We start from the raw sequence: 20,844 nt of genomic DNA, 5'->3' as shown, positions 1-20,844 counted from the left end.
TACGCTGTTGCAATAGGACCCGGGCCGTGAGGCCCGGGTTTTTGTCGTGATGACTGGCGCCGCGCCCCCGTCAGTCCGGCCTAGTTGGCGCGCGCCCTGCTTTCGATCGGCCTGGCGCCCCCGGGTAATCAAATCGCCTGATTCTTGCGCGTTCGGGAGCTTCGAACCGCCCTGACCGGCGGTTGAGGCGACGCGGCGCCCTCCGATAGGAGCACCTCCGCCGAGGGTTGCGCAAGCGAGTGAACACGCGACGCCGTCATGTGCTTGCGCATCGCATGTTCCGCGGCCTCTGGCTGGCGTGCCGCAATCGCCTCGTTCACGCGCGCGTGAATGTCGATAACCTGCCGCCTCGTCTCGGGCGTGTCGTACTCTTCCGCCATCGACGCAAGCTGCACTCCGTGCGAGATCGAGTACAGGAGCGTGGCGAGCAGTTCGTTGCCGCTCGCCTGCGACACCGCGGTGTGCCACTTGAGGTTGGCCACCGTGAAATCCTTGAAGCTGTGCGCGCTGTTCACCAGCTCTTCATGGAGAGCCTTCAGTTCCCCGAGTTGCGTCTCCGTGCGGCGCTCGGCAGCCAGCCGTGCCAGAAACGGTTCCAGCAGTTCCCGCGTCTCCAGCAGGCTGCGTATGGAAATGCGGCGCCCCTGGACGAATCTGAATATTGCGGAAGCCATCGACTCATGGCTCGGCAGCGTCACGATGCTGCCGCCAGCCCGGCCGGGCTTCGTCTGAATCAGCCCTTCGGCGGACAGCACTCGCAATGCGTCGCGTACGGCGCTGCGGGGCAGCCCGGTTTGCTCAACCAACTCCCGCTCGGGCGGAAGCGCTTCGCCCTCGGGAATCTCCCGCTTCAGGATGCGATCCCGCAATTGGTTCGCCAGGACCTCATGCGCGCGCGGTACCACGACCGGGCTCACCGTGATCGCCTTCCTGCGTTGACCCGTCTCGCGTTGCATAATGGTTTCGAAGTGTATTTGTTGACCAAATCATACTCTAGCAGCAAGACGGCATTCGGTCGATCTTTCGACGTTTAGCCAGGGCCTCAAGGTAGTAACCGTGGCCCGCAGTCGCCCCGGACCTCCAAAAACCGCATGCCGCCACGCCGCAACGGGGGCCAGAAGGCCTTCCTGGCGCACGCAGTAGCCGCCCTCTCCGCCTCACAACACCTCGAAGCCCTTGACGCCGCAAAATGTCCGCACTATAGTTTGGTCAACCAAACGTGTTTTCAACCATTTACTGATACGAAGGCAGGGGACCATGGCTGAACGTGACTCGAACCACCACAGCGCAATTGAGGATGGCGTAACCGCCGTTTGCGAACGATTCGGCGACGACTACTGGGCGGAATGCGACCGCTCCGAGCGCTTCCCGGTCGAGTTCCACCAGGCCATGGCCGCCGACGGGTGGTTGGGCGTCACCATGCCCGAGGAATACGGCGGCGCAGGTCTGGGCGTGACCGAGGCCGCGATCGTGATGCATACGGTCGCCAAACACGGTGCGCAAACCGCAGCCTCCTCCATCCACATCAACATGTTTGGGCCGCACCCAGTGGTGGTGCATGGCACGGACGAGCAGAAGAAGGAGTGGCTGCCCCGCCTCGTTCGCGGCGAAGACCAGGTCTGCTTCGGCGTGACCGAGCCCGACGCGGGTCTGGACACCACCAGCATCAAGACCTTTGCCACGAAGGTGGAAGGCGGCTACCGCGTCACCGGTCGCAAGATGTGGACCAGCACCGCGCAAGTGGCAAACAAGATCCTGCTGCTGACCCGCACAGCACCGAAGTCGGACGGCGCGAAGTCGACGGACGGCATCACCCTCTTCTATACGGACCTGGACCGGTCCAAGGTCGAAGTGCGGCGCATTCCGAAGCATGGCCGCAACGCCGTGGAATCCAACGCGGTATTCATCGATGACCTCTTCATTCCCGAAGCGCATCGCATCGGCGAGGAAGGCAAGGGATTCCGGTATCTGCTCGACGGCCTGAACCCTGAGCGCATCCTGGTGGCTTCCGAAGCCATCGGCATTGGCGAAGACGCGTTGCGCCGCGCCGCCCAGTACGCGCGCGACCGGGTGGTATTCAACCGCCCCATCGGCATGAACCAATCCATTCAGCATCCGCTCGCGGAGTGCTGGGTGAACCTGAAGGCCGCCCGTTTGATGGCCAACCATGCCGCCGCGCTGTACGACGCCGGTCAGCCCTGCGGCGCCGAGGCCAACAGCGCAAAGCTGCTGGGTGCGCGCGCCGGTTATCAAGCCGCGCTGCAGGCCGTCATGACCCACGGTGGTATGGGCTACGCTAAGGAATACCACGTGGAGCGACTGCTGCGCGAAGTGCTGATTTCCCGCCTGGCGCCTGTGTCGGAACAGATGATCCTTTGCTTCATCGCGGAGCGCGTGCTCGACATGCCGAAGTCCTACTGATACGGCGCGACCGGGGTCGCCGCCACGACATGCATCGGCCGCGGTGCATGTCGAGACTGGCGACTCCCATTGCAGACCCACTCTGACCACGCAATCACCAATATTCGGAGAAATCAGTGTCCAAGTCACGCAAGGTTATCGTCACGTGTGCCGTCACGGGTTCGATTCACACGCCCAGCATGTCGCCTCACCTGCCGGTGACCGCAAAGGAAATCGAAGAAGCCGCGGTTGGCGCAGTGTCCGCTGGCGCCGCCATCGTGCATCTGCACGCGCGAGATCCGATCGATGGCCGGCCGTCACAGGACGTTGGCCTGTTCCGCGAGTTCGTCGGCAACATCAAGCGACGCACCAACGGCGTCATCAACCTGACGACCGGGGGCGCGCAGACTATGACGGTGGAGGAACGCCTGCAGCCGGCGCTCCAGCTCAAGCCCGAACTGGCGTCCCTCAACATGGGTTCGATGAATTTCGCATTGCATCCCATGCTGACGAAGTACAAGCATTTCAAGCATGAATGGGAAGCGCAGTATCTGGAATCGACGCGCGACTCGGTGTTCCGGAACACCTTCAAGGACATCGAGTACATCCTGCGGTCCTGCGCGGACAATGGCACCCGTTTCGAGTTCGAGTGCTACGACACGGCGCATCTGTACAACCTCGCGCACTTCGTCGATCGCGGTCTCGTGAAGGGTCCGCTGTTCGTGCAGACGGTGTTCGGCATTCTGGGCGGTATCGGCACCCATTCGGACGACGTCTCGCACATGAAGCGCACGGCCGATCGCCTGTTCGGAGATCAGTACGTTTGGTCGGTGCTCGGCGCCGGCCGCTTCCAGATGCCCATCGCCGCGCAGGCCGCCGCCGCTGGGGGTAATGTACGCGTGGGACTCGAGGACTCGCTGTGGGACGGCCCCGGCCAATTGGCCGAAACCAATGCCGCGCAGGTCCAACGGGTACGCTCGATTCTCGAAGGGCTGTCCCTGGATATTGCCACGCCCGATGAAGCTCGGACCATGCTGGGCTTGAAAGGCCATGGCAATGTGGCCTTCTGACCGGCGCATCGCCGCCATCGCTGCAATGACCACATGCGAGGACTGACATGGCTGGACCGTTGACGGGAGTGACCGTTCTGGAACTGGCTGGAATGGGGCCTGGCCCATTCTGCGCCATGATGCTGGCCGATATGGGCGCGGACGTCCTGCGGGTGCAACGCCCCACTGCCGGCGCCGCGAAAAGCCCCACCAATCCGGTGGTCGGGCGCGGCATGCGATCCATCGAACTGGACTTGAAAACGGAAGCCGGCCGACAGGCCGTGCAGCGATTGGCGGCGCAGTCGGACGTCCTGATCGAAGGCTTCCGGCCCGGAGTGATGGAGCGGCTGGGACTGGGACCCGATGTGTGTCTGGAGCGCAATCCCCGCCTGGTCTACGGCCGCATGACGGGCTGGGGCCAGAACGGCCCCCTCGCGCAAAGCGCAGGCCATGACATCAACTACATCGCACTGACCGGGGCGCTTGCCGCCATCGGAACCCAGGACAGCGGGCCCATTCCACCGCTCAATATCGTGGGCGACTTTGGTGGCGGCGGCATGCTGCTGGCTTTCGGCATCGCTTGCGCGTTGTTCGAAGCCATCAAGTCGGGCAAGGGCCAGGTCGTCGATGCCGCGATGACCGACGGGTCGGCCATGCTCATGGCCACGACGTTCGGGTACTACGCGGCTGGGATGTGGAAGCCCGAGCGCGGCAGCAATTTGCTCGACGGCGCGGCGCCCTTCTATACGACCTACCGCTGCGCCGATGGAAAGTGGGTCGCGGTCGGCGCGATCGAACCGCAGTTCTATGCCGCCCTGCTGCAGCGCCTGGAGCTCGACCAGGCGGAATTCGAGCCGCAGCACGACCGCCGCCACTGGCCCCAATGGTGCGAGCGGCTGGCACAACTTTTCGCAACCCGGACCCGGGATGAATGGTGTGCACGGATGGAGGGTGCCGACGCCTGCTTCACGCCGGTCCTCGACATGCGTGAAGCGCCCTCGCATCCGCACAACATGGCCCGCAACACCTTCGTCGAGCGCGAGGGCGCCATGCAGCCGGCCCCCGCCCCCCGCTTCTCCCGCACCGCGCCGGAGCTTCGGCCTCGTGGCGAGGAATCGATGGCGGCCATTCTGACCGGATTCGGATTCAGCGACGCTGAAATCGCGCAGCTCGCGGCCGGCGCCCGGTGAACTTCACTTCGTCTCACCCATCTACCCTTCAGCTTCAAACGGACATCATGAATTCTTCCGCCCAAAGTGTCGTAGTCGAGACTCGCCAGGACGTCTGCTGGATCACCATCAATCGACCGGAACTTCGCAATGCGATCAATGAAGACGTGATCTGGGGCATCTCCGCCGGATTGCGGCAGGCCGAAAGCACGCCCGGCGTGCGCGCGGTGGTACTGACCGGAGCGGGTGAGCGGGCCTTCTGTGCCGGCGCCGATCTGGGTCAGAACTCGAACATCTTCGACTTCGATTTTTCCCAACCGCGCACGGATTATGCCGACCTGCTGCGTCAGGCCGTGGCCTTCGACATCCCGCTGATCGCGCGCGTCAACGGCGCTTGCATGGCGGGCGGGATGGGGCTCCTGAGCATGTGCGACATGGCCGTCGCGAGCACCAATGCCGCGTTCGGCCTGCCCGAAGTGAAGATCGGCATGTTTCCGATGCAAGTGGCCAGCGTCATGCAGCATCTGGTGCCGCGCCGCAAGTTCGCCGAGATGTGCATCACCGGCGAACCGCTGTCCGCGCAAGAGGCGCTGGAGATCGGGCTCGTCAATTACGTGGTCGCGCCCGCCGAACTGGACGACAAGGTCGACTGGCTCGTGTCACGTGTCACGGACAAGTCGCCGACCGCGATCCGCCGCGGCAAGAATGCGCTGCGCGCGATCTCCGACATGACGTTCGCCCAGTCCATCTCCTTCATGGAAGCCCAGCTTGGCAGCCTCCGCATGACACAGGACGCTGCCGAAGGCCTTATCGCTTTCGCCGAAAAGCGCAAGCCGGTGTGGACGGGAAAGTAAGCGAGGCGCCCATGTCGACATATCAGCTTCCCGACCGCGTCATTCTCCAGGAGGAAGGCCCGCGCGAGGGATTTCAGAGCGAAGGTCTCATCCCGGTTGACGCCAAGCTGCGCCTGATCCACGGCCTTGCCGAGACCGGCCTGGAAGTCATCAATTGCGTCTCCTTCGTCGATGTCCGCAGGGTGCCGCAAATGGCGGATGCGGAGGAGATCGCCGGACGCATTCAACGGCGGAACGGCGTGAGATACACCGGCATCTGGCTGAGTCCGAAGGGCTTCGAGCGAGCGCTGGCTTCCGGCCTCGACCTTGTGCCAAACGTGTTCACCAGTGTCTCCGACACCTTCGCCCGCAACAACAACGGCCGCAGCGCGGCGGACCTGCTGCACGTTCAATCGGGCATGATCGAGCGCTACCGGGCCGCCGGCTTGCGCGTGGGCGCCGCGCACGTCTTCACGGCATTCGGCTGCCCCTATGAAGGCAAGGTCAGCCCGGAACGGTGTCTGGAAGCAGTGGCAGCGCTGCTCCGGACCTGCGAGGAACATGGCGAGACACCCGAGGTGGTATATCTCTGCGACACCGTCGGCGCGGCCAACCCGTTGGATGTGAGCAAGACGGTCGACCTGGTTCGCAACCGGTGGCCCGCCATGGAATTCGCCCTGCACCTGCACGATACCCGGGGCATGGGTCTCGCCAATGTCCTGGCCGGACTTCAAAGCGGCGTGCACCGCTTCGACACGTCAGTCGCCGGGCTCGGTGGCTGCCCATTCGCCGGAAACAAGTCGGCTGCCGGCAATGTCTGCACCGAGGATGTCGCCCTGATGTGCGAGGAAATGGGCATCAGCACCGGCCTGGATCTGGACCGCCTGGCCGAAGTGGCGCGCATGGCGGAGGAGATCGTCGGCCATTCGCTGCCCGGAAAATTCATGAACGCGGGCCGCATTCGCGCCGCTGCGGGCAATGCGGTTGCATAAGCTTGGTTACAAGATAACGCTCATCAAAGGAGATGGACATGACAAACACATTCATTACGTTCGAGCAACTCGAGTACAACGTAGTCGACTCCGCCGCCTACATCCGCCTGAATCGCCCCGACGTGCTGAACTCGTTCACCACGCAGCTCTATGGCGAAGTCAAAAATGCGGTGCGCCTGGCCAACTCGGACCCTGACGTCGACATCATTGTCATCACGGGCACGGGCCGTGCCTTTGCAACGGGTGGCGACCTCGAGGAAGTCCTGTCCAGAATGGAGGACGAGAATCCTCTTGCCCTGTATGCGTACGACGACAACATGCCGTTCGACGCGGTGAAGTACTCGTCGAAGACCACGATCGCGGCGGTCAACGGCATCTGCGTGGCCGGGGGACTGGCCATCGCATCGGCGTGCGACCTCCAGATCGCCGTGCGCAGCGCCGTATTTGGCGCACCAGAAGCGCGCATCGGCCTGGCAAGTTCCATGATGCCGAGCCTGCTGCTGAGCAAGATCAGCCTGTCGAAGCTCAAGTATCTGCTGTACACCGCAAAATCGATCTCCGCCACGGAAGCGGAACGCATCGGCCTGATTACGCAGGTGGTGGAAGACGGCACCCTGGAGGAGAAGGTCCAGGAACTGATCAAGGATATCCGGAAGACCTCCCCGAACGCGAGAAGCCTCTACGCGGAATATATCAACCGGATGTTGCCCACCGCGCCCAATTCCGACCTGCAGCGCGGCTTCCGCTCCGAGGAATGCCGGGAAGGCTTGCGCGCATTTAGTGAAAAGCGCAACCCCGGATATCAGCGTTAAGGAGGCGGCTGGATCGGACCAGGAAGGAACCATGAATAGCATTCCGTTGCATCAAAGAACACTGGCGCAATTGCTGCGCGAACAGGCGCACGCTCACGGCGACAAGACGTTCCTGTTGTATTACGGCCAGGCTTTCTCCTACGCCGAGGCGTATGAGGCGAGCCGCCGCATCGCGGGCGGACTGGCGGCCGTGGGCATCGCGCCCGGCCAGCACGTGGGCGTGATGATGGAGAACCGTCCGGAAGTGGTCTGGCTGAACTTCGCGCTCGCGCTGATCGGTGCCGTGGTCGTGCCGATCAACAATGCGTCGCGCGGCGACCTGCTGGCTTACTACACCAGCCAGTCGGACTCGGTGGCATTGGTACTGGACGAGGCGTTCGTCGATCGCGTTGCAGCCATCCAGCCGCAATGCCCCAAGCTGGGCCACATCATCGTCTGCCCGGACGAAACCACCACCGGACCGAAGGCCTGGGCGTTCGACAACGTGCAGGTGCATGTCTGGGAGGCGATCGCCAATGCGCCGGCGTTGCCGGCCGACGCGCCCGAACCCGCCTACAGCGACATTCTCCAGATTCTCTACAGCTCCGGCACGACCGGTGTCTCAAAGGGCAGCATGATCGCGAACGCCACTGCTGTCCGCGCGGCGCAGAAGCATGTGGAGATGTACGGTTACACGAGCGAAGACGTGATGTACACGTGCCTGCCGATGTTCCACGGCAACGCTCTGAACTGCACGGTGCTGCCCGCGCTGATGGCCGGCGCCACCGTCGCCCTGTCGCGCCGATTTTCAACCAGCATGTTCTGGCGCGAGATCAACGAATGCGGCGCGACCAGGACTTCTCTGCTGAGCGCGATGATCAATTTCCTGTGGCTGCGCGAGCGTTCGGACGAAGAGCGCAGCCATCGGCTGAAGACTTGCCTCGTCGTACCGGCGCCGGAATTCGCAAACGAGTTCGAAGAGCGCTTCCGCGTAAAGGCCACCTCGCTGTATGCATTGGGCGATTTCGGCTACGCCACCATGTTCGGCCCGGATGAGCCCCGCGAGAAGATTCGTTCCGCCGGCCGTCCGCTCCCCGAGGTCGCTCTGGCAATTCTGGACGAAGACGACCAGCCGGTAGCGCCCGGTGATGTCGGCGAAATCTGCCTGCGGACGAACGAAGCTTGGTTCGCGCGCCAGGGATACTACAACCTTCCGGAACTGTGGGTCGGCGCCAATCGCAACTACTGGCTGCACACCGGCGACCGGGGCAGGCTGGACGAAGACGGGTATCTGTACTTCGCGGGACGCAACAAGGAATTGATCCGCCGACGCGGCGAGAACATTTCCGCCATTCAGGTCGAGGACGTCATCAGACGCCATCCCTCGGTGGCCGACGTGGCGGTATATGCCGTGCGCGCGGAGTTCCTTGAGGATGAAGTGATGGCCACCATCGTGCGCAGGGAAGGATGCGATCTCGACCCCGCCGAACTGGTCCGCTTTTGCGCCCCACAGATGGCTTATTTCATGGTGCCGCGCTTTGTCGAGTTCCTGGCCGAGCTTCCCTTTACCGCGACCGGCAAGGTCGAGAAGTACAAGTTGCGCGCGGCGGCGGAAGAGCGAATGAGCGAGATCTGGGACAGGGAAGCAGCCGGCATCAAGCTGGAAAAGTGAGCCGCAACGAACGGAATGCAACCCATGACCCGCCAGAATCGACAATTCTTCGCCAACGCGCCTGCGAGTGCCGAAGGCTTTCCCTTTGAATCCGTCCTCCGCCCCGGCGACAGGATATGCTTCGGTCAAGCCTGCTCGGAGCCGCAAAGCCTGCTCCGCGAACTGCTGAATCAGGGCGAACGGCTGCACGCGAGGTTCGGGCGTCTCAAATTGTTCGTTTTTGGCAGCTATTCCGGGCTGATCAAGCCCGAGCATGCTGCCTGGTTCGATTTCGAAGGTTACGGCGCGATCGGCGATACGTCGGCCTTGGCCCGGGCCGGACTGCTTGACATCTATCCGGTCCACTACTCGGCGCTTCCTGCCCTGCTGGCGAGTACGCTGCGGCCGGATGTCATGCTGCTTCAGCTCAGCCGGCCGGACGGCGCCGGACAATACAGCCTCGGTGTCGCGTGTGACTTCCAGTTGACCGCCAGCCGCAACGCCCGTGTTGTGATTGCCGAGGTGAACGCCCACGCACCGTTTTCGCCAGGCGCGCTGCTTCCGGATGATGTGCGCATTGATCATGTGGTGCGCAGCGATCTGCCACTGGTCGAAGCGCCGCGCGCCGCGCGCGATGACATCAGCGACAGGATCGCCTCCCATGTGGCGGGGCTGATCGAGGACGGCGCCACGCTGCAGATGGGCGTCGGCAGTGTAATGGACGCCGTTTGTCGCGCCCTCGCCACCCACAAGGATCTGGGCGTCCACGGCGGCATCCTGACCGATGGGCTCGCGGATTTGATGAGGCAAGGCGTTGTCACCAACGCGCGCAAGGGTTCGCATGTGGGACAAAGCGTTGTGGGCTCCCTGCTCGGAACGCGGCACCTGTTCGAGTTCGCCGACAACAATGCGCAGATCAGCCTTGCGGAAACGCACGTCACGCATAGCCCCGAGTCGCTTGCCAGGCAACTCCGGCTCTGTTCGATCAACTCCGCCGTCGAAGTCGACTTGACCGGACAAGTCAATGCGGAGATGAGCGGCGGCCGCTACATCGGCGCGGTGGGCGGCCAGCTGGATTACCTCCGCGCGGCGGCCCGCTCGCCAGGCGGCGCGTCCATCGTGGCGTTGCCGTCCACGGCGCGCGGGGGCAGCGTCAGCCGTATCGTGGCCGACCTCAACGGACCGGTCACGACGCCCCGCTCGGATGTCGGGTATGTTGTGACGGAATGGGGTGTAGCCCGACTGAAAGACCGTCCGCTCGCCGACAGGGTGCGGGCCATGATCGCCATTGCCCACCCCGATCACCGGGACGCCCTGGTCGAGCGGGCGGGAGCCTTCCAAAGGAAAGCCGCACCGGAACGCGCGGCATCGTTGACGGGACATCAATCATGAACTTTGCACTCACCCCGGAACTGCAGCAGCTCCAGCGCACCACGCGCGCATTCATTCGCGACGTGATCATCCCGATGGAATCCGATCCTCGGCAGGACGCCCATGGCCCGCACGAGTCCCTGCGTCTCGATCTGGTCGCGCGTGCGCGCGAAGCTGGCCTGCTGACGCCCCATGCCTCAGTCGAGATGGGCGGCATGGGACTCTCGCATATCGCAAAAGCGGTCATGTTCGAGGAGGCGGGATATTCGAAACTGGGCCCCACCGCGCTGAACATCCACGCGCCGGATGAGGGAAATATCCACCTCATGGACGAGGTGGCGTCGGCCGTGCAGAAGGAGCGCTGGCTTCGTCCGCTAGTCTCGGGGAAGACCCGTTCCTGCTTCGCGATGACGGAGCCCTCGCCTGGCGCCGGCGCTGATCCTGGCATGCTCGCCACTACAGCGACGCGAGACGGGAAAGGCTACCGCATCAATGGTACGAAATGGTTCATCACCGGTGCCGACGGCGCCAGCTATGTCATCGTGATGGCACGCATGGAGGACGGCACCGCCACCATGTTCCTGGCGGACATGAATCAGCCGGGCATCACGCTGGAGCGCAACATGGATGCCATGGACACCTGCTTCACGGGAGGACACGGCGTACTGCGCTTCGACAATCTGTACGTGCCCGAAGAGGACATCCTCGGTGAGCCGGGGAAGGGTTTCCGCTACGCACAGGTCCGTCTGGCTCCGGCGCGACTGACTCACTGCATGCGCTGGCTCGGTCAGGCGCGCAGAGCCCACGACGTTGCCGTGGCGTACGCCAGCAAGCGCCAGGCATTCGGCCGCCCCATTGCCGAACATGAAGGCGTAGGGTTCATGCTTGCCGACAATGACATGGACTTGCAGACCTCGCGTCTGCATATCTGGCACACCGCGTGGCTGCTCGACCAGGGCGCTCGCTGCAACTTCGAATCCAGCCGGGCGAAAGTCGTCTGTTCTGAAGCGCAGTGGCGCGTGGTGGACCGTTGCGTCCAGATTCTGGGAGGCCAGGGTGTCACGGGCGAGAAGGAAGTGATGCGCATCTTCACGGACATGCGGGCGTTCCGCATCTATGACGGTCCCAGCGAAGTACACCGCTGGAGCATGGCGCGAAAGATCGTGCATGCGGCGACCAGCGACAATCAGGGAGGCAAGTCGGCATGAGCGTGTCAGTTTTCGATCGGCTTCGACTGGATGGCCAGATCGTTCTCGTAACAGGGGCGTCAAGTGGTTTGGGCCAGCACTTCGGGCGTCTTTTTGCCGCCGCCGGAGCGCGCGTGGTGCTTGCCGGCCGGCGCGCCGACAAGCTGGCGGTCAGCGTGCGGGACATCGAGGCGGCGGGCGGCCAGGCACGGGCGTTGACGCTGGATGTCACGCTGGCGAACAGCGTCACCCAAGGATTTGACGAACTGTGCGCCGATTGGGGTGTGCCCGATGTCGTCGTCAACAACGCGGGCGTCACGGTCACGCGCGCGCTCCTCGCTCAGACGGAAGAGGACTGGGACCAGGTCATGACGACGAACCTCAAGGGTGCATGGCTCGTCGCGACTGAGGCAGCCCGGCGCCTCGTGGCGGCCGGCAAGGAAGGCGCCATCGTCAACATTGCCTCCATCCTCGGCGAGCGCGTCGCGGGTGGGGTAGCGCCTTACGCAATCAGCAAGGCAGGGATCATCCAGGCGACGAAGTCGATGGCACTGGAGCTCGCACGTCACAAGATCCGGGTGAACGCCCTGCTGCCCGGCTACGTCGTCACGGACCTCAATCGCGAATTTCTCGAAAGCGAGGGCGGCGAGAAACTTCGCTCCCGCATTCCGAGCAGGCGCTTCCTGCAACTGACGGATCTCGACGGCCCGGTATTGCTGCTGGCCAGCCGTGCGGGGAGTGCCATGACCGGTGCGTGCCTGGCCGTGGATGGTGGTCATCTGGTGAGTTCCCTATGAGCAACGCGATTCCGGATTCGAATGCGCCCCTGCATGCGCCCTTCGACGTGAAGCGGCTGGGCGAGTATCTGCACAGGCTTGGACTGCTCCGTACGTCGGACGTTAAAGTCCAGGCAATCTCCGGCGGGCAGTCCAATCCCACCTTCATCCTTCACGCTGGCGGTGACCGCTATGTGCTTCGCAAGAAGCCCGCCGGCGCGACGCTTCCCGGGGCCCATGCCGTGGATCGGGAGTACCGCGTCCTGGCGGCACTGCAGGGCACCGATGTGCCAGTGCCCCGCGTCCATGTCTACTGCGACGACACGGAGGTCATCGGCACGCCGTTTTACGTCATGGATTGGCTGGAAGGGCGCGTGCTCGTGGATCAGTCGCTGCCAGGGGTGTCCGCCGCGGAGCGTGCGGATATCTATGGAGAGATGAATCGCGTGATGGCCAGACTGCATGCTGTCAACCCAGCAAGTGTTGGCCTCTCCGACTACGGTCGACCAGGCAATTACTTTGCGCGCCAGATTTCCCGCTGGTCCAGACAGAGCGTGGAATCGTCACTTCCCATGGGTGATGCAATGCGCAGGCTGATGGACTGGCTGCCCGAGCATATTCCGCCTGGTGACGAAACGACGCTGGTCCACGGAGACTTTCGGCTGGACAACTTGATATTCCATCAGTCGAAGCCTCAAGTCATCGGCGTTCTCGACTGGGAGCTTTCGACGCTGGGTCATCCCCTTGCCGATTTCGCCTATCACTGCATGAGCTGGCACATTCCTGCGTCGTTGTGGCGAGGCATCGGCGGCCTGGATCTGGATCTTCTCGGCATTCCGAGCGAATCGCGCTATGTGGCGGCGTATGCGCAGTCCACCGGCCGAAAGGCGGCGGATCACTGGGACTTCTACATGGCCTATAACCTGTTTCGCATGGCTGCGATTCTGCGAGGGATCGGTCAGCGAGCTGCCGACGGCACGGCTGCCGCCTCGGATGCCGGTGACATCTCGCTCAAGGCGGACCCGCTTGCCGAAATCGGCTGGCGGTGTGCATTGCGGTACGCAGCCGGTTTGTAGGCGGCTAGTCCCGATGTACCTGTAGCGTCCAACGCCCCCTGCCAGATACCGACGTACGGCCACCAACAGATAACATGCACAGCCAGGGCAAATCGTTCCGGGCGCTTTCTGTGGCATTTGCCGAACTTCAGAAAGAGGTTCGGGCGGTGACCAGGCAAGTGCAGGAATGCGCAATGAAGCAGGTGTGCGATGGCGATGACGATGGCCATTACATGGCGCGCGTGATACGCCTCATCGACTACTTGATCGACCAAGCAGACGCGCGCGGTCGGGTTGTTTGTTTCGCGTCTGCGGCGGAATTCGGCCTATCGCTCCACCATCAAGGGGAGCGTTGCAGACAGGCAGCGCTGAACACGGGATCCGACTCAGTCAGGGCGCTTTACTGGGCAGCGATCCGGCGCATGCGCACGCAAAAGAGCAAGCCCGCCATGTTGTCGGAAAACAGGGTTGTTCCAATTACCCCGGCTGGCGCCCGTTCCGGCGGCGGCATGGGCTGGACAGATGCCCCTTCTCTCACCAGCGAATTGTGTCGATTGTGCGAACATCTTCGCGTCGATGCACGCCGCGAGAGCGGTCACGACGCGTTGCGGCCGATCTCCGGCAAGTCATTTCGTCGAATTGGGCAGGGCCTGCTTTCGGAAGCGCTGGGGTATCAATGCAATGCCTGCAAGGCCGTTTGGACTCGGTACAAGCATTCCGCAGCCCCGTTTGCGATGTGGGTTGTCAAGCCAAGACAATAGTGTGGTTCGAAAGCGCGGTATCCTCACATCGCTGACTTTTGGCTCGCAAAGTGGCTCGGACTCCATCGCTCGCTCTCCGGCGATTCGCCCTGCTCGATGTATCCGCGAGGACCATACCCGCGCACGAGAGACCCCGACACAAAATTCCGAAACAGGCGCCCAGGTACGCCGCTGGGGCCTGCTTCCGCCGCTGGATCAGTTTGCGACCTTGGCCATCAGTTTTGGACTTTAACTTTTTCGTTCACGGCCTTGGTCCAGGTCTGAATCTCATCGCGGGTCATGTCGTTGATCTGCTCCGGCGTCAGATCCAGCTTTTCCATGGCATAGCTGGACATGACCTCGGTGAAAGGCTGGGATTTCGCAGAAATCCGGACGATATCGCGGATTTTCGCCACCACCGCAGGAGGCGTCTGGTTGGGAACATAAACCGCGTACCAGGCGGACATGTTGAAACCCGACACGCCCTCTTCACGCAAAGTGGGCAGGTTTGGCAAGCCCGGAATCCGGCGTTCACCCGTGACAGCCGCACCACGAACGCGCCCGCTCTGCCACTGGGCCTTGGCTGAGCCCGCGTCGACGAAAATCACATCGACCTCGCCACCCGCCAGGGCGGTCATGGCCGAGGACGTTGCCTTGTAAGGTACCGGTAGCAATTTGACGCCGGCCATGGCATTCAACATTTCGCAGGCCATCCGTTGCGTAGTCGAGCCAGTTGCGCAGGTGTACTTGCCGGGGTTTTTTCGGGCAGCCTCAATGAACGCGCGCGCAGTCATCGACCCAGTACTCGCACCGAGATTCATCACCAGCGCCGTTCTAGCCAAGGTGGCGACCGGCGTGTAGTCCTTCACCGGGTCATATTTCAGATGCGGGATGATGACCGGATTCAGCGTCTGCGACGAACTGCTTGTCACCATGAGGGTGTAACCGTCCGGCGGCGACGACATCAGCGCGCGCACGCCAATCGACAGTTCGGCGCCGGGCTTGTTCTCAACCACCACGTTCAACCCCGCTTCATCCGACATACTCTTGCCGAGCGCGCGCGCGAGCATGTCGACTGCACTAGCCGGGCCGGTACCAACGATCATCTTGATCGGCTTGCTCTTGTCGGGGTAGCTTTCCGTGGACGCCATTCCCGCAGCGCTCGACACTGCGAGCACACAACCAAGCAAGATCGCGCCTCGCGTGTGCCGCTGTCGCGAGTATTCCGTAGCAATGCGTTGTCGTTTCCTGGTATCAGCCAAAACGCCGCTTCCTGGTCTCATGATGCCGTCTCCTTCTATTTTGGATATTGATTGACTACCGCGACTGCCTGCAGACTACCGTGTTGAAATGCGCCCTCCTCTATGGCTTCGCCACCAGCCGGAAGAGTTCCCTCACATCGACCATCGACTCGAGCTTCCATAAGCCGTTAATGAACTGGTCGACATTCCGCTCTGAAATGACACCTTCGGCATTGCGCGCGAACTTGGCAGCGAGTTCCTCGTTTGACATCGTCGTGGCAGGATCGGGTGACGGACTTCCCTTGGGATACCGCCGTTCCGCGACAAAAGACTTTCCGCGAGCACGAACCTCGATGCGTGTCGGACGGCTTGCCGCATTACTGGTCAGAAGCGTCTCGTAGTCGGGATGCACCGCGCATTCGATCTTGTCCATCAGATCAAGCACGGAAGGATCGAATACCACTTCAGGCGATTGCCATGCTTTGCCCGGAGGAATGCGATGGGCGCCGACCGACAGTCCATGCGCAATGCTGAATTGCGCTTGCGTCACGTGCGTGATCTCGCGGTTCAGCCATAACGGCTGCATAACGAAACCTTCGACCCATGCCTTAATGCCGTCGATCTCGGAGGGCCGGATATCGTTGCCTTCCAGTATCTCGGCGAGGGCATCGAGCGGCGCATGCAGAATCCGGCAATGGGGATATGGCTTGTAAGCCTGCTCAGCCGGAAATCGCCATGTGGTACCCAACTCCGCAGTGATGTGTTCGGGCGCCCAGCGCGAACTCCCAATCATTCTTCGCCAGCCGCAATCGGGATCGTCCAGCAGTTGAACATCGCCGGTATGGCCCAGTTCGGCGAGCCAAGCGCCCGTCATAGCCGCTTGCACCAGTGCCCCGGCCACCGCATACTTCACTGACGCGGTGGGCGAGTGCACCGACCAGGACCACTGAGCATTGACTGGTGACATGCTGCCGGTGATGCCGATAGCGCTCGCCGTCATCTCCGGCGAATAGCCTTTTACCTTGCCGATCGCCGCAGCCGCCCCGAATACCGTGCTGGAAAAGCCATTGACGGGCGGCGGAGATATCTTGCCGTCCTTGACGTCGCGGAGATAGTCGAGCGCCTTGGCGATCCGATAGGAAATCTCGTGACCGATCGCGATGGCGCTCAGCAGGTCCTTGCCAGAGCCGCCGCGCGCCTCGGACTCGGCCAGCGCCCCTGGTATCACATAGGGGCTTACGTGGCCTGGCGGCAGGATGGCATCGAAGTCGAGGGCATTGGTGAGTTCAGCGTTGGCGAATGCTGCCCCGACGGCGGACAACCGTTCGTTTGTACCAAGAACCGTGGCCTGCGCCCCGGCAGTGCCGGCGCCGATTCTGCGCGCGAACTCGATACCGATGGTTCCCTTTGAATGGCTGTGACCGCCAAGCGCGCATCCGACCGCGTCAAGCAGCAGGCGCTTGCTTTCCTCCACGACGTGATCCGGAAGATCTTCGAAGCGAGTTTCGGAGGCGAAGCTGCCCAGCTTTTCGACAATGGTGGCCATGATTTCTCCCGAGCCGAAAGCCGGCTCTTGTTGATCGTTATGGATGTCCGTCGAGGTGCAGCGAAAAATGCGATTTATCGTTGTGCACCTAGACGATCTGTGGCCCGTCCACGTGTAATCCAGGGTACGTTCAGCACTAGTCGGGCGTTCGAGGAATTGTGTAGACTGGTTAGAGGACAGTCCAATCGCAATTTCCCATCTGACGATCCGTTTTTCTTATCGTTCTGCTGCTGCGCCAACTTATGGAATTCAGGCAACTTCGCCACTTCGTGGCCCTCGCAGAGGACATGCATTTCCACCGCGCCGCCGAGCGGCTGTGCATCAGCCAGCCAGCCTTGAGCGGTAGTATTGCGCGACTGGAAGAGCACTTTGGTGTACGGCTTTTCGACCGGGACAGCAAGATGGTTCGCATCACCCAGGCAGGCGAACTGATGCTGAAGTCCGCGCGCGAGATGTTGAGCTATGCTGCGCGCACGGAGAACTTCTCCCGTTCGCTGGCCGAGGGAAAGGCTGGCCATATCGAAGTCGGGTTCTCCGGCCCGGTATTGCAGTCCGGACTGGACCGGGTAATCCTCGACTGTCGCCTAGCGCATCCCGACATCGAGATAGTCATGCGGGAGACAACTTCGCAGAATCAGACCGACCTCGTGCGCTCCGGCCAGCTCGACGCGGGACTGCTGAATTTCCCCGTCCCTCCCACAGGGTTGGAGTCCATTGAGTTGTTCGAGGACCGCTTCGTCTTGTGTCTTCCCATTGGTCACCCGCTGACCAGTCACAAGACAATCGACATTGAACTATTGCGCGACGAACATTTCGTCATCCCCACGCGCGACCGGGCTCCAAACACCCATGATCAACTGATCGGCGCATGCGCCATGGCCGGCTTTTACCCCCACATCTCCTTTGAATCGGAGGGGGCCATGAGTACGTTACATCTGGTGTCGCGTGGCCTGGGCATAGGCTTCGTGCTTGAGTCGCTGGCGCGCATTGCGTTGCCCGGCGTCGTCTTTCTGCCATTGAGCCAGAGCCTGCCCCGTCGCTACGCCTATTTTGTGTGGAACCGCGAGCGCATTGCGCCGGGATTGGAGGCGCTACTGATTGGCATCAGGCATTTTGCCTCGTCACAGAAAAGTCTCCGTCAGCGCAAGAGAACCCATCCAAGCGTCGATCCACTGCCGGAGCGACAGTAGGCGCGGATGACCGCTAGACTCGGATAGCCGCCATCGAGTTGTGGAAGCTTTGAACGGCCCAGAAGGGTCGTTCTGAGCCATCTGATTCGGGCCGACAAGGCCTCCAGCCAAGATAAAGCCTTATGCTCTGCAGCGCATAAGGCCGCATCTTGGTATGACCCCGACAAGGCGCCGCGTCACCTGCACAATTGATCCGCCGCTGGCCGGGGCGACAAGCCAACGATCTCAATACATAGTCTCCTTACTGGACTGAGAAAAGGCGTCTGCGGCGCGCACGGCCGCGGCCCGCCAGCGCGAGCTGCGACGTTCTATGCCGCGCTCGGGATTGCGCTGCCATGACAGACCAGCGATACGCCAGTCCGACAGATCACTGCGGCACATCCTCAGTAAACGTGGCATCGACAAAATCCCGCAGCCGGCTCAGGTCGGTTTTCGCATAGGCGGCAGTGGTCTGCACCGAGGCGTGCCCGAGCAACGCCTGCGCGGCGGGCAGCGGCACCTGGTGGTCGACCACCAGTGTGCGCGCGTAGGCGTGCCGCAACCAGTGCGGCGAGGCCTTGCGTAGCAGCAGCGCCTGCGCCGGGTCGTTATCCGCCAGGCCGGCCGCGACCGCCGCCAGCAGGGTCTTGAGTTCCCGGTACAGGCCCGCCGCCTGCGGGGCCTCGCCCTTGTTGCCGTGGATCAGCGGCAGTGCCTCATGCGGCGGCGGCTCGGCCGGTAGGCCCCGCGCGAGCCGGTAGGCACGCACGATGGCCACGCACGCAGCCGGCAGCGGAATGGCGCGCCGCTTGTCGCCCTTGCCGCGCACGTACAAGGTCCAGCGTCCCAGGGTCTCGGCTTCCAGGCGCGGCAGCCCAGCCTCGGCCGACCAGGCCAGTTCCGCCAGGCGCACGCCGGCATAGCGGAACAGTGCCCAGATGGCGCGCTGGCGCCGAGCGACCAACGCGTCAGCGCCGTCTGGCACAGGGATCGCGCACCACGCATCGCAGGCGGCCATCAGCGCCGGCGGCAGCCACCGCGTCGGCGTGAAGCCGGCGCGGGCGCGGCTGCCCGCGGACAGGCCCGCAGCCGGGTTCGCGTGCAGGTAGCCGGTGTCGTACCAGAAGCGGTAGCAGCTCGCCACCACCGCCAACGCGCGGCTGCGGGTCGCCTCCGCCAGCGGCCGGTTGCCGGGCGCGACGGTATTGCCACGGTCGTCACCGTGCTGCAGCGCGTGCCGGTAGGCGAGCAGGTGCTGGCGGCTCAGGTCGGACAGCGGCCCCAGCTGACGCGCCTCGCACCAGGCCATCAGCCGACGCAGCTCTGCGCCATAGGCGCGCCGCGTGTGGGCTGAGCGGGCGGCCCGGTCGCGCAGGAACAGCGCCAGCGCCTGGGCGTCATCGGTCGCGCCGAGCGTGTTGGTGGCGGCATGCGGCTGGGCGAAGCGCCCGGCGCGGGCCAGCCACGCCAAGGTGCGCGCGTCCTGATCCGCGAGCCACGGGCCCGGTGCCGCCGGCGCAGATGTTGCCTTCAGCGTCGTCGCAGTCGGCGCTGCCGCGCGCTGAAAGCGGCGCCGGTGGGTGTGCAACACTCGGGCCAGCACCGCCTCCGGGCTTGGCGCCTGGTCTGCCGGCACCGTGCGCAAGCGCCCGCGCTCCCAGTACTCAACCGCCGCGTCGTGTGCGAGCAGCAGCTTGAGCACGGCCGGCTGCGCGGCCTTGGCCTCGGCCAGCGAGCCGTAGCGGCGCTTGACGCGCGCCAGCGTCCAGTGCGCGTAGACCGGGTGCCCCAGCACCTCGGCCAGGTAGGCCAGTGCGGCCTCCACCGTCGGCGGCAGGGGGCGCGGCGGGATCGTGGCCGTGTCGATCCAGTCGGCCGGGTTCATGACTGGGCCCCTCGTTTGGCGCTCGCCTTGGGCGCCGATTTGGCCGATCCGGGCCTGGCGGCCTTGGCAGCGGGCGCCGCGGCCGCGAGCGTGGCGTGCAGTAGCTCGTCCAGTTGCGCGCGCTGGCTGGCGGTCACCGCCTTGAGCGCGCTCGCCTCGCCGGCAGCGGTCTGGCGCGCGGCGCGCTCGCTGGCCAGGTCCGCCTCGAGGCGCCCACGCACGTCCTCGAGCGAGGCCAGGCGCCGCTCGGCGAACTTCAGTTGCGAGGTGAACTGGCCGCGCTCGGCCTGCAGCGCGTCGCGCTGGTGCGCGGTCTCCTGGAGCAACTGTTTCGACAGCGCCTCGTAGCGCGCCTGGATGGTGGCGACCGCCTCCGCGTGAGAGCGGTCGCCCGCCGTGGCGCGTTCCTGCGCGGTCGCCAGCGCCGCTTCCAACGGGCCGACCCGGCTCGTCAACTGGTCGGCGCGGGCGGTCATCGTGGCCAGCGCGGCGCGCGCCTCGGCCAGTTCGGTATCGCGCGCAGCCAGCTGTCCGCGCACCTCGGTCAACTCCTGGCGCAGCAGCTCGACCCGCAGTTCGGCCTCGGCGCGCGCGGCCTGCGCGGCCTCGACCGCCGCCTGCGCCTCGCGCTTCAGAAGCACCACCTCGTCGAGCTGCACCGCGACGGCGGCCTGCCACAGCGCGCGCATCGACTCGGCGATCTCGGGCGGGAGCTCCGGGATGGCGACCTCTGCCAGGCCCGCGCGCACGACCTCGGCCTCGATCGCGTTGAGCGTGCGCGACAGCGTCGCCGGGTCGCCGCCGCCCAGGCGCGCGCGCAGCTTGCGCACCGACACCGCGCGCCGGAAGCGCGCGGCGGTGGGCGGCGCCGCGTCGCCGGCCTCGGTCAGCATGGCCAGCACGGTGGCGCGGATCTCATCGAGGGTGGCGGCGAGGCGGGGCATGGCGGCTTCCGGGCGTGAGTTTGTCGTATATCTTACGCACAATGC

The 20,844-nt window shown here is 63.8% G+C and carries 18 protein-coding genes; 13 read left to right on the top strand and 5 right to left on the bottom strand.

Features of this window, described 5'->3' with window-relative positions:
- Positions 1-128: 128 nt before the first annotated feature.
- The gene (locus A9975_RS29810; protein WP_183035889.1) at positions 129-956 is read right to left on the bottom strand and encodes a FadR/GntR family transcriptional regulator; all 828 of its coding nucleotides are present in this window, start codon (positions 954-956) and stop codon (positions 129-131) included.
- 301 nt (positions 957-1,257) lie between these two features.
- Here A9975_RS29810 and A9975_RS29805 point away from each other — a divergent pair, with 301 nt between their 5' ends.
- The 12 genes from A9975_RS29805 to A9975_RS29750 all read left to right on the top strand — a co-directional run bounded on the left by A9975_RS29805 (position 1,258) and on the right by A9975_RS29750 (position 14,035).
- Positions 1,258-2,421 (top strand): acyl-CoA dehydrogenase family protein, encoded by a 1,164-nt coding sequence (locus tag A9975_RS29805; RefSeq protein WP_183035888.1) that lies wholly within the window; start codon positions 1,258-1,260, stop codon positions 2,419-2,421.
- Positions 2,422-2,537: 116 nt separating this feature from the next.
- Complete coding sequence (locus A9975_RS29800) at positions 2,538-3,470, top strand: 3-keto-5-aminohexanoate cleavage protein (RefSeq protein ID WP_183035887.1); 933 nt, start codon at positions 2,538-2,540, stop codon at positions 3,468-3,470.
- A 47-nt stretch (positions 3,471-3,517) separates the two neighbouring features.
- Entirely contained in the window at positions 3,518-4,639 is a 1,122-nt protein-coding gene (locus tag A9975_RS29795) for a CaiB/BaiF CoA-transferase family protein (protein WP_183035886.1), read from the top strand.
- A gap of 47 nt (positions 4,640-4,686) precedes the next feature.
- Positions 4,687-5,472: an enoyl-CoA hydratase/isomerase family protein gene (locus A9975_RS29790; RefSeq protein ID WP_183035885.1), complete on the top strand. Its 786-nt coding sequence runs from the start codon at positions 4,687-4,689 to the stop codon at positions 5,470-5,472.
- 11 nt (positions 5,473-5,483) lie between these two features.
- The gene (locus A9975_RS29785; RefSeq protein ID WP_183035884.1) at positions 5,484-6,443 is read left to right on the top strand and encodes a hydroxymethylglutaryl-CoA lyase; all 960 of its coding nucleotides are present in this window, start codon (positions 5,484-5,486) and stop codon (positions 6,441-6,443) included.
- Positions 6,444-6,481: 38 nt separating this feature from the next.
- The gene (locus A9975_RS29780; RefSeq protein ID WP_183035883.1) at positions 6,482-7,255 is read left to right on the top strand and encodes an enoyl-CoA hydratase/isomerase family protein; all 774 of its coding nucleotides are present in this window, start codon (positions 6,482-6,484) and stop codon (positions 7,253-7,255) included.
- Between the two features lie 31 nt (positions 7,256-7,286).
- Positions 7,287-8,906, top strand: coding sequence for an AMP-binding protein (locus A9975_RS29775; protein WP_183035882.1), 1,620 nt, complete (start codon positions 7,287-7,289; stop codon positions 8,904-8,906).
- A gap of 24 nt (positions 8,907-8,930) precedes the next feature.
- Positions 8,931-10,277 carry an acetyl-CoA hydrolase/transferase family protein gene (locus A9975_RS29770; protein ID WP_183035881.1) on the top strand — a complete coding sequence of 449 codons (1,347 nt, stop codon included), beginning with the start codon at positions 8,931-8,933 and terminating at the stop codon, positions 10,275-10,277.
- The gene (locus tag A9975_RS29765) at positions 10,274-11,464 is read left to right on the top strand and encodes an acyl-CoA dehydrogenase family protein (RefSeq protein WP_183035880.1); all 1,191 of its coding nucleotides are present in this window, start codon (positions 10,274-10,276) and stop codon (positions 11,462-11,464) included. The genes A9975_RS29770 and A9975_RS29765 overlap by 4 nt, the downstream gene beginning before the upstream one ends.
- Entirely contained in the window at positions 11,461-12,240 is a 780-nt protein-coding gene (locus A9975_RS29760) for an SDR family NAD(P)-dependent oxidoreductase (protein ID WP_183035879.1), read from the top strand. The genes A9975_RS29765 and A9975_RS29760 overlap by 4 nt, the downstream gene beginning before the upstream one ends.
- A complete protein-coding gene (locus A9975_RS29755) occupies positions 12,237-13,295 on the top strand; it encodes a phosphotransferase (protein WP_183035878.1) in 1,059 nt (352 codons plus the stop codon). Before A9975_RS29760 ends, A9975_RS29755 begins: the two co-directional genes overlap by 4 nt.
- 74 nt (positions 13,296-13,369) lie before the next feature.
- Positions 13,370-14,035 carry a hypothetical protein gene (locus A9975_RS29750; RefSeq protein ID WP_183035877.1) on the top strand — a complete coding sequence of 222 codons (666 nt, stop codon included), beginning with the start codon at positions 13,370-13,372 and terminating at the stop codon, positions 14,033-14,035.
- A gap of 215 nt (positions 14,036-14,250) precedes the next feature.
- Here A9975_RS29750 and A9975_RS29745 read toward each other — a convergent pair whose 3' ends face one another.
- Both A9975_RS29745 and A9975_RS29740 read right to left on the bottom strand, forming a co-directional pair.
- Entirely contained in the window at positions 14,251-15,297 is a 1,047-nt protein-coding gene (locus tag A9975_RS29745; protein ID WP_183035876.1) for a tripartite tricarboxylate transporter substrate binding protein, read from the bottom strand.
- A gap of 79 nt (positions 15,298-15,376) precedes the next feature.
- Positions 15,377-16,801: an MmgE/PrpD family protein gene (locus A9975_RS29740; RefSeq protein WP_183035875.1), complete on the bottom strand. Its 1,425-nt coding sequence runs from the start codon at positions 16,799-16,801 to the stop codon at positions 15,377-15,379.
- 242 nt (positions 16,802-17,043) lie between these two features.
- Between A9975_RS29740 and A9975_RS29735 the strand changes: the two genes are divergently transcribed.
- Positions 17,044-17,991, top strand: coding sequence for a LysR substrate-binding domain-containing protein (locus A9975_RS29735; RefSeq protein ID WP_183035874.1), 948 nt, complete (start codon positions 17,044-17,046; stop codon positions 17,989-17,991).
- Between the two features lie 367 nt (positions 17,992-18,358).
- On the opposite strand, the gene A9975_RS29730 is transcribed toward A9975_RS29735, so the two are convergent.
- Together A9975_RS29730 and A9975_RS29725 are read right to left on the bottom strand one after the other, a co-directional pair.
- Positions 18,359-19,855 carry a tyrosine-type recombinase/integrase gene (locus tag A9975_RS29730; RefSeq protein ID WP_183035873.1) on the bottom strand — a complete coding sequence of 499 codons (1,497 nt, stop codon included), beginning with the start codon at positions 19,853-19,855 and terminating at the stop codon, positions 18,359-18,361.
- Positions 19,852-20,799: a DNA-binding protein gene (locus A9975_RS29725; RefSeq protein ID WP_183035872.1), complete on the bottom strand. Its 948-nt coding sequence runs from the start codon at positions 20,797-20,799 to the stop codon at positions 19,852-19,854. The genes A9975_RS29730 and A9975_RS29725 overlap by 4 nt, the downstream gene beginning before the upstream one ends.
- Positions 20,800-20,844 lie beyond the last annotated feature (45 nt).

It is taken from the genome of Cupriavidus sp. UME77 (genome assembly GCF_014170355.1).
Classification (GTDB): domain Bacteria; phylum Pseudomonadota; class Gammaproteobacteria; order Burkholderiales; family Burkholderiaceae; genus Cupriavidus; species Cupriavidus basilensis.
The sequence above is the reverse complement of the archived record's forward strand: the minus strand, read 5'-3'. Positions and strand labels throughout refer to the sequence as shown.